Origin of the sequence: Pseudomonas sp. NPDC088414 (assembly GCF_044753325.1) — a bacterium.
Taxonomy (GTDB): domain Bacteria; phylum Pseudomonadota; class Gammaproteobacteria; order Pseudomonadales; family Pseudomonadaceae; genus Aquipseudomonas.
The window spans coordinates 41,592-49,490 of record NZ_JBIVMY010000041.1; the positions used below are offsets into that span (position 1 = coordinate 41,592).

Consider the following 7,899-nt stretch of genomic DNA (forward strand, 5'->3'; position numbering starts at 1 on the left):
ATGCCGCTGCGCAGTCGGTCTTCGTGTTCACGAGCCATCAGCGCAGTTCCTCCAGCCAGCCGTCGAGACTTCTGAAGGCATCATTGAAAGTGCGATCGAGCTGCAACGGCGTGATCGACACATACCCCTGCATCACCGCATGAAAGTCAGTGCCCGGGCCGCCATCTTCGGCGTCGCCGGCAGCGGCAATCCAGTAGCCGGCCTTGCCACGCGGGTCGACTACTTTCATCGGCGCCGCGGCCCGGGCGCGATGGCCCAGACGGGTCAGTTGAATGCCACGAATATGATCGATCGGCAGATTGGGAATGTTCACGTTCAGCACCGTGCGCGGCGGCAGGTCCAGCCCGGCGTGGGCTTCGACCAGTTTGCGCGCGAAATGTGCGGCTGTCGCCAGGTTGTCCACCTGTCGTGAGCACAGCGAGAACGCAAACGAAGGGCGCTCGAGAAAGCGCCCTTCGAGGGCAGCCGCCACGGTGCCGGAATACAGCACGTCATCGCCCAGATTGGCACCGAGGTTGATCCCGGAAACCACCATGTCCGGCTCGCGCTCCAGCAGGCCGTTGAGGCCCAGGTGCACACAGTCGGTCGGCGTACCGTTGAGGCTGATGAAACCGTTGGCCAGGTATTGCGGGTGCAACGGACGGTCGAGCGTCAGCGAACTGCTGGCGCCGCTTTTGTCCTGCTCCGGGGCGATAACCACGCACTCGGTGTAATCCGCCAGCGCAGCATAAAGCGCGGCGAGACCGGGTGCGGTTACCCCATCGTCGTTAGAAATCAGAATACGCATGGGCTGTCCGTCTGCCCCACCGGCACCAGATCAACGAGTTCGCGCACCAATACGGTGGCGAAGCATCCGGCCGGGAGGACGAATTCCAGTTGCAGAATGTCAGGCTGGGGATAATGCCACGACAACCCGCCAATGGGCAGCCGCAGGATGCGACGTTCGTGGCTCATTCCGGCATTGATCAACCAATCGCGCAGATCCGCCTCACGCTCGGCAATCCCCTGCTCCAGATCATGGACAGCGCCGGCGGCCGGTGAGTCACCTTCGCCCCACTGCGGACCGGTCGGGTGCAGGTCGAGAATCGCCAGGCGCGGATCGCTGCATTCGGCAACCCCGGCCGGGAAGAAACTGCGGCTGTCGGTAAACGCCAACAGGTCGCCGACCTGTGCCTGCTGCCAAGTGCCATCGGCCACCCGGGCGGCCAGTACCTGATTGAACAGAAAACTGCGCGCCGTCGACAGCAGCCGCGAACGCACATTGCGCTGCTCGGGCAATGCCTTGCGCGCCGCCCAGGTACGCGCATCAACGACGTTGCCGCCGTCATGGCCGAAGCGCTGGGCGCCGAAATAATTGGGAATGCCTTGCCTGGCGATCAGTTGCAGACGCTGCTCGATCGCATCCTTGTCGCCGGCAAACTGGGTCAGGCGTAAGGTGAAGCCGTTCGCCGAATGCGCGCCGCGTTGCAGCTTGCGCTTGTGCCGCGTGGTTTTAAGGATCTTCAGCGTGTCGTTTTCCGCCGCCGACAGATCCGGATCAGCCTTGCCCGGCAGTTGCACGCTGAACCACTGACGGGTCAACGCCTGACGATCCTTGAGCCCGGCATAACTGACGGTGCGCAACGGCACGCCGGCGGCCTTGGCAATTCGGCGCGCTGCTTCTTCGGTGTTCAGGCCACGTTTTTCGACCCAGATCCACAGGTGCTCACCATCGCCGCTGAACGGGATGTCGAGCACTTCATCGACCTGAAAATCTTCGGCGATGGCTTTCAGAACCGCAGTGCCGAGTGGTTCGCCATAGGCCCGCGGGCCAAGCAATTGCAGTTCGTTCATGCGCGCAGCAACAAGGCAACGGAATGCACGGCGATGCCTTCTTCGCGACCGACAAAGCCGAGCTTTTCGGTGGTAGTAGCTTTCACGTTCACTTGATCCAGTTCAACTTGCAGATCGGCGGCGATCAACGCGCGCATCGCTTCGATATGCGGGGCCATTTTCGGTGCCTGAGCGACGATGGTGTTGTCGACGTTGCCGACTTTCCAACCCTTGGCGTGGATCAGCGCGACCACATGCCGCAGCAGGACACGGCTGTCGGCGCCCTTGAATTGCGGGTCGGTGTCCGGAAAGTGCTTGCCGATATCGCCCAGCGCGGCCGCGCCGAGCAAGGCATCGCTCAAGGCATGCAGCAGGACGTCACCGTCGGAATGAGCGAGCAGCCCGAAGCCGTGTGCAATACGCACGCCGCCCAGAGTAATGAAATCGCCTTCAGCGAAACGGTGAACATCGTAGCCGTGGCCAATACGCATAAAAAAACGCCCCGATTTTTGTCAGGGCGTGATTCTACCTGCATTAACCGCGCAGGGCGCGTGCGTGATGCTGCAAGTGGTCGTCAATGAAGCTTGAGATGAAGAAATAGCTGTGGTCGTAGCCCGGTTGCAGGCGCAGCGTCAGCGGATGACCCGCTTGTTTTGCCGCTTGTTGCAGAGCTTCGGGCTTGAGCTGGTTTTCGAGGAAATCGTCGCGATCCCCCTGATCGACCAGCAACGGCAGTTTCTCGTCGGCTTCCGCGATCAGCGCGCAGGCATCCCATTCTTTCCACTTGGAGCGATCTTCGCCCAGGTATCGGGAGAACGCTTTCTGCCCCCACGGGCAATCCATTGGATTGTTGATCGGCGAAAACGCTGACACCGACCGGTAACGCCCCGGATTGCGCAGCGCACAGATCAGCGCACCGTGACCGCCCATGGAATGGCCGCTGATACTGCGTTTGTCCGACGCCGGGAAATACGCTTCAACCAGTGCAGGCAATTCCTGCACGACATAGTCATGCATCCGATAGTGGCGCGACCAAGGTTCCTGAGTGGCATTGAGGTAGAACCCGGCACCGAGACCGAAATCCCAGGCGCCATCCGGATCACCCGGCACATCCGGGCCACGCGGGCTGGTGTCCGGTGCAACGATGATCAGACCGAGCTCGGCCGCCATGCGCATCGCCCCGGCCTTCTGCATGAAGTTCTCGTCGGTGCAGGTCAGGCCGGACAGCCAGTACAACACCGGCAGCTTGCCGCCCTGCTCCGCTTGCGGCGGCAGGTACACGGCGAACACCATGTCGCAGCCGAGCACATCGGAATGGTGGCGATAACGCTTGTGCCAGCCGCCGAAACTTTTCTGACAGGAGATGTTTTCCAGACTCATGTAAAGACTCCTACGCGGCCCAGGCGACACCCCTTCAAGGTCTGTCGCCGTGGCGTCGCGATTGATCAGAAATGAATGACGGTACGGATGCTCTTGCCTTCGTGCATCAGGTCGAATGCCTTGTTGATATCTTCCAGACCCATGGTGTGAGTGATGAACGTATCCAGCGGAATCTCGCCGCTCTGCGCCATGTCGACGTAGCTTGGCAGCTCGGTACGGCCACGCACGCCGCCGAATGCCGAACCACGCCAGACGCGACCGGTCACCAACTGGAACGGACGGGTGGAGATTTCCTGACCGGCACCGGCGACACCGATGATCACCGATTCGCCCCAGCCCTTGTGGCAGCATTCCAGCGCCGCGCGCATCAATTGCACATTGCCGATGCATTCGAAGGAGAATTCGACGCCGCCGTCAGTCATGTCGACGATCACTTCCTGGATCGGACGATCGAAGTCTTTCGGGTTGACGCAATCGGTGGCGCCCAACTGCTTGGCGATCTCGAACTTGGCCGGGTTGATGTCGATGGCGATGATGCGTGCGGCCTTGGCCTTCACCGCACCAATGACGGCCGACAGACCGATGCCACCCAGACCGAAGATCGCCACGGTGTCACCCGGCTTGACCTTGGCGGTGTTGATCACCGCACCGATACCGGTGGTCACGCCGCAACCGAGCAGGCAGACCTTTTCCAGCGGCGCATCCTTGGCGATTTTCGCCACGGAGATTTCCGGCAGTACGGTGTACTCGGAGAAGGTCGACGTCCCCATGTAGTGGAAAATCGTCTCGCCTTTGTAGGAAAACCGCGAAGTGCCGTCCGGCATCAGGCCTTTGCCCTGAGTCGCACGAATCGCCTGGCACAGGTTGGTCTTGCCCGATTTGCAGAATTTGCACTGGCCGCATTCCGGGGTGTACAGCGGAATCACGTGGTCGCCAACGGCAACCGAGGTCACGCCTTCGCCGATGGCTTCGACAATCGCGCCACCTTCATGGCCAAGGATCGACGGGAAGATGCCTTCCGGATCCGCGCCGGACAGGGTGTAGGCGTCAGTGTGGCAAACCCCGGAAGCCACCACGCGCAGCAACACTTCACCGGCCTTGGGCATGGCCACATCGACTTCTACGATTTCCAGCGGCTTCTTGGCCTCGAAGGCAACGGCGGCGCGCGACTTGATCATGCTGACTCTCCAGTGAATCCATTGAATAAAAAAACCAGACCGGCAGTGTAGTTCAGCACCATCTGATTAATAATCCGGACAAATGCAAAATATTATTGCTGTACAGGGATAATCAAATGTCCGAAAACCGCTGGGAAGGTATCGACGAGTTCGTCGCCGTCGCCGAATGCAGCCAATTCACCGCTGCGGCCGAACGCCTTGGGGTTTCTTCCTCACACATCAGTCGACAAATCGTACGGCTGGAGGATCGATTGCAGACACGCCTGCTCTACCGCAGCACCCGTCGTGTGACCCTGACCGAAGCCGGACAGACCTTTCTGCAGCATTGCCAGCGCTTGCAAGACGGTCGCGAAGAAGCCCTGCGCGCGGTCGGCGACCTGACCAGTGAACCGAAAGGCATGCTGCGCATGACCTGCGCCGTAGCCTATGGCGAGCGGTTTATCGTGCCGCTGGTGACGCGCTTCATGGGGCAATACCCGCAACTGCGCGTCGACATCGAGCTGAGTAACCGCCAACTTGATCTGGTGCATGAAGGGTTGGATCTGGCGATCCGTCTGGGTCGCCTGCAGGATTCTCGGTTGGTCGCCACCCGCCTGGCGCCGCGTCGGATGTACCTGTGCGCGTCTCCGTCCTACCTGGAACGGTACGGACGCCCACACAGCTTGTCGGAACTGAGCCGTCACAATTGCCTGATCGGCAGTTCGGATCTGTGGCAACTGGAGCAGAACGGGCGGGAATTTTCCCAGCGTGTGCAGGGAAACTGGCGCTGCAACAGTGGGCAGGCGGTGCTGGATGCAGCGCTGCAAGGGGTCGGGCTGTGCCAGTTGCCGGACTATTACGTGCTGGAGCATTTGCACAGTGGTGCGCTGATTTCGCTGCTGGAGGCGCATCAGCCGCCGAATACGGCGGTGTGGGCGTTGTATCCGCAGCAGCGACATTTGTCGCCGAAGGTGCGCAAGCTGGTGGATTTTTTGAAGGAAGGGTTGGCCGAGCGGCCGGAGTATCGGGGCTGAGTTATGCGGTGCCTGAGCAGCCGTCTTCGCGAGCAAGCTCGCTCCCACAGGGGATCTGCAGTGGATGCAGATTGGGTGTCAGGCGCGAATCAAATGTGGGAGCGAGCTTGCTCGCGAAGGCGGCAGAACAGGCAATACAGCACTCAGCGACGGTTAGCCCAACGCTGACGCAACCACTCCAGATCCTCCGGCCGGGTGACCTTGAGGTTGTCCGCGCGCCCTTCGATCAGGCGCGGCGCCAGACCGGCCCACTCCATCGCCGAGGCTTCGTCGGTAATCAGCGCATCGGCCACCAGACTGTCCGCCAACGCCCGATGCAAAGCACCGAGGCGGAACATCTGCGGCGTATAGGCTTGCCAGATCACGCTGCGATCCACGGTTTCGAGCACCCGACCCTGCTTGTCGACCCGCTTCAGGGTGTCGCGGGCCGGCACTGCCAGCAAGCCGCCTACCGGGTCATCCGCCAGTTCCGCCAGCAACTTGTCGAGATCATCGCGACTCAGGTTAGGCCGCGCCGCATCGTGTACCAGCACCCAGTCCTCATCGTCGGCACCTTGCGCGTGCAGATGCAGCAAGGCGTTGAGCACCGACCCGGAACGCTCCGCGCCGCCCTCGACCCGCTGAATCCGCGAGTCGCTGGCGCAGGCCAGGTTCGGCCAATAAGGATCATCAACAGCAAGACTGACCACCAGCCCTTTGAGGCGTGGGTGATCAAGGAAACAGCCGAGGCTGTGTTCGAGAATTGTGCGCCCGCCCAGTTGCAGGTATTGCTTGGGACGGTCCGCGGCCATTCGGGCACCGACGCCCGCGGCAGGAATCACGGCCCAGAAGGCCGGCAGGGAATCGATCATTGCGCGAGCTGGTAAAGGGTTTCACCGTCCTTGACCATGCCCAGCTCGTGGCGAGCCCGCTCTTCAACGGTCTCCATGCCTTTTTTCAACTCGCTGACTTCAGCGTCCATCACCCGATTGCGCTCCAGCAGGCCTTCGTTCTCGGCGTGCTGATCAGCAATCTGCTGCTTCAGCTCGGCGACCTGCGCCAGACTGCCATTGCCCACCCACAGGCGGTACTGCAGACCGGCCAGCAGCAAGAGCAAAACGAGAAACAACCAGTAAGGACTGCGCATCGAATATCAGGTATCCAGTGAAAAAAGACAGCCACGCGAAAACTTTGAAACGTCTGATAGCACGAAGCCTGGAAGATCCAGGCTTGTGCATATAAGGCATCAGATTAGTGGCAAATCCATCGCTGTCACGACTTTTCCGACACAATCCGGTGTCTTTCTATCATTTACTGCTCAGCCGCGAAACTCGCTGCGACCGTTGTACTTGGCCTTGCCATTCAACTGCTCTTCGATACGCAGCAGTTGGTTGTACTTGGAAACGCGGTCGGAACGGCACAGCGAACCGGTCTTGATCTGGCCAGCCGAGGTGCCCACGGCCAAGTCGGCAATGGTCGAATCTTCGGTTTCGCCCGAACGGTGCGAGATCACCGCGGTGTAACCGGCAGCCTTGGCCATCTGGATGGCTTCCAGGGTTTCGGTCAGGGTGCCGATCTGGTTGAACTTGATCAGGATCGAGTTGGCGATCTTTTTATCGATGCCTTCTTTCAGGATCTTGGTGTTGGTCACGAACAGGTCGTCGCCAACCAGTTGGGTCTTCTCGCCGATCTTGTCGGTGAGGATCTTCCAGCCGGCCCAGTCGGACTCGTCCAGACCGTCTTCGATCGAGATGATCGGATAACGTTCGGTCAGGCCTTTCAGATAATCGGCGAAACCTTCAGCGGTGAACACCTGGCCTTCGCCGGACAGGTTGTACTTGCCGTCCTCGAAGAACTCGCTGGCTGCGCAGTCCAGCGCCAGGGTCACGTCGGTGCCCAGCTTGTAACCGGCGTTGGCCACGGCTTCGGAGATGACTTTCAGCGCGTCTTCGTTGGACGCCAGGTTCGGTGCGAAACCGCCTTCGTCGCCAACGGCGGTGCTCAGGCCACGGGCCTTCAGCACGGCTTTGAGGTGGTGGAAAATCTCGGTGCCCATGCGCAGACCTTCCGAGAAGGTCTTGGCGCCAACCGGCTGCACCATGAATTCCTGGATGTCGACGTTGTTATCGGCGTGCTCGCCACCGTTGATGATGTTCATCATCGGCACCGGCATCGAGTACACACCCGGAGTGCCGTTCAGGTTGGCGATGTGTGCGTACAGTGGCAGGTCCTGGTCCTGCGCAGCCGCCTTGGCCGCAGCCAGGGATACGGCGAGGATGGCGTTGGCGCCCAGAGTTGCCTTGTTTTCGGTACCGTCGAGCTTGATCATCGCGTGGTCGAGGGCTTTCTGGTCGCTTGGGTCAGTGCCCAGCAGCAGATCGCGGATCGGACCGTTGATGTTGGCTACCGCCTTGAGCACACCTTTGCCCAGATAACGGCTCTTGTCGCCATCACGCAGCTCGAGCGCTTCACGCGAGCCAGTGGATGCACCGGACGGCGCGCAGGCGCTGCCGATGATGCCGTTGTCGAGAAGCACG

Annotated in this window: 9 protein-coding genes; 1 reads left to right on the plus strand and 8 read right to left on the minus strand. The window is 60.8% G+C overall.

The genetic code is table 11. From position 1 onward, the window contains the following. Nucleotides 1-37 precede the first annotated feature (37 nt). The 5 genes from surE to ACIP8I_RS24670 all read right to left on the minus strand — a co-directional run bounded on the left by surE (nucleotide 38) and on the right by ACIP8I_RS24670 (nucleotide 4,370). Nucleotides 38-787 (minus strand): 5'/3'-nucleotidase SurE, encoded by a 750-nt coding sequence (surE, locus tag ACIP8I_RS24650; protein WP_047601272.1) that lies wholly within the window; start codon nucleotides 785-787, stop codon nucleotides 38-40. Continuing rightward, nucleotides 775-1,833, minus strand: coding sequence for a tRNA pseudouridine(13) synthase TruD (gene truD / locus ACIP8I_RS24655; RefSeq protein WP_007964301.1), 1,059 nt, complete (start codon nucleotides 1,831-1,833; stop codon nucleotides 775-777). The genes surE and truD overlap by 13 nt, the downstream gene beginning before the upstream one ends. Beyond that, complete coding sequence (gene ispF, locus ACIP8I_RS24660; protein WP_027611044.1) at nucleotides 1,830-2,303, minus strand: 2-C-methyl-D-erythritol 2,4-cyclodiphosphate synthase; 474 nt, start codon at nucleotides 2,301-2,303, stop codon at nucleotides 1,830-1,832. The genes truD and ispF overlap by 4 nt, the downstream gene beginning before the upstream one ends. Nucleotides 2,304-2,346: 43 nt before the next feature. After that, nucleotides 2,347-3,192 (minus strand): S-formylglutathione hydrolase, encoded by an 846-nt coding sequence (fghA, locus tag ACIP8I_RS24665; protein WP_400764505.1) that lies wholly within the window; start codon nucleotides 3,190-3,192, stop codon nucleotides 2,347-2,349. 65 nt (nucleotides 3,193-3,257) lie between these two features. After that, nucleotides 3,258-4,370, minus strand: coding sequence for an S-(hydroxymethyl)glutathione dehydrogenase/class III alcohol dehydrogenase (locus ACIP8I_RS24670; protein ID WP_400764506.1), 1,113 nt, complete (start codon nucleotides 4,368-4,370; stop codon nucleotides 3,258-3,260). Between the two features lie 116 nt (nucleotides 4,371-4,486). On the opposite strand from ACIP8I_RS24670, the gene ACIP8I_RS24675 reads away from it, so the two are divergent. Then, nucleotides 4,487-5,383, plus strand: a complete 897-nt coding sequence (locus ACIP8I_RS24675; RefSeq protein WP_400764507.1) for a LysR substrate-binding domain-containing protein — start codon at nucleotides 4,487-4,489, stop codon at nucleotides 5,381-5,383. 143 nt (nucleotides 5,384-5,526) lie between these two features. On the opposite strand, the gene ispD is transcribed toward ACIP8I_RS24675, so the two are convergent. From ispD to eno, 3 genes are all read right to left on the minus strand, one after another. Beyond that, on the minus strand, nucleotides 5,527-6,234 hold the full coding sequence (ispD, locus tag ACIP8I_RS24680) for a 2-C-methyl-D-erythritol 4-phosphate cytidylyltransferase (RefSeq protein ID WP_400764508.1): 708 nt from the start codon (nucleotides 6,232-6,234) through the stop codon (nucleotides 5,527-5,529). After that, nucleotides 6,231-6,509, minus strand: a complete 279-nt coding sequence (gene ftsB, locus ACIP8I_RS24685) for a cell division protein FtsB (RefSeq protein ID WP_007964293.1) — start codon at nucleotides 6,507-6,509, stop codon at nucleotides 6,231-6,233. Before ftsB ends, ispD begins: the two co-directional genes overlap by 4 nt. A 171-nt stretch (nucleotides 6,510-6,680) precedes the next feature. After that, the coding region (gene eno / locus ACIP8I_RS24690) for a phosphopyruvate hydratase (RefSeq protein ID WP_400764509.1) at nucleotides 6,681-7,899 on the minus strand (1,219 nt) is incomplete at its 5' end.